Genomic DNA, 747 nt, shown 5'->3' with positions numbered 1-747 from the left:
TTGGTAGAGCACTTGGTTTGGGACCAAGGGGTCGTAGGTTCGAATCCTGTCTTCCCGATAGTAAAATAAATTTTGGGGGCTTAGCTCAGCTGGGAGAGCGCCTGCTTTGCACGCAGGAGGTCAGCGGTTCGATCCCGCTAGTCTCCACCATTATTAATTTACAAACTACATAACGGCGGTGTAGCTCAGCTGGCTAGAGCGTACGGTTCATACCCGTGAGGTCGGGGGTTCGATCCCCTCCACCGCCACTACTATTAGTTGTATACATTCAGGACCTTTAGCTCAGTTGGTTAGAGCTAACGGCTCATAACCGTTCGGTCGCAGGTTCGAGTCCTGCAAGGTCCATATAATTTTGGAGGAATACCCAAGTCCGGCTGAAGGGATCGGTCTTGAAAACCGACAGGGCCTTAACGGGCCGCGGGGGTTCGAATCCCTCTTCCTCCGCCATTAATTATTAGCGCGGGATGGAGCAGTTCGGTAGCTCGTCGGGCTCATAACCCGAAGGTCGGTGGTTCAAATCCGCCTCCCGCAATATTACTAATATAGGTTTCGTGGTGAAATAGCTAAAATACATATTGTTTTTCAGAACATATAAAACTTAGTTTTCAAAGAGATATCATTACGAATTTTTATTTTGGTTCAGTAGCTCAGTTGGTAGAGCAATGGATTGAAGCTCCATGTGTCGGCAGTTCGATTCTGTCCTGAACCATACCTATAGCCGGCCTAGCTCAATTGGTAGAGCAACTG

The 747-nt window shown here is 48.3% G+C and carries 6 tRNA genes; all 6 read left to right on the top strand.

The features are described 5' to 3' along the window. Positions 1-74: 74 nt before the first annotated feature. Positions 75-150 (top strand) — tRNA-Ala (locus HMPREF3058_RS10370). A gap of 24 nt (positions 151-174) precedes the next feature. Next, positions 175-248 (top strand) — tRNA-Met (locus HMPREF3058_RS10365). Between the two features lie 23 nt (positions 249-271). Beyond that, positions 272-345 (top strand) — tRNA-Ile (locus HMPREF3058_RS10360). 9 nt (positions 346-354) lie between these two features. Further along, positions 355-447, top strand: a tRNA-Ser gene (locus HMPREF3058_RS10355). 11 nt (positions 448-458) lie between these two features. Then, positions 459-532: transfer RNA gene (locus HMPREF3058_RS10350), tRNA-Met, on the top strand. Positions 533-636: 104 nt separating this feature from the next. Continuing rightward, positions 637-709: transfer RNA gene (locus tag HMPREF3058_RS10345), tRNA-Phe, on the top strand. Positions 710-747 lie beyond the last annotated feature (38 nt).

Origin of the sequence: Staphylococcus sp. HMSC068G11 (assembly GCF_001815825.1) — a bacterium.
GTDB classification, from domain to species: Bacteria; Bacillota; Bacilli; order Staphylococcales; family Staphylococcaceae; genus Staphylococcus; species Staphylococcus epidermidis.
Note: the sequence above shows the minus strand (reverse complement) of the source record. Positions and strands in the feature narration are given on the sequence as shown.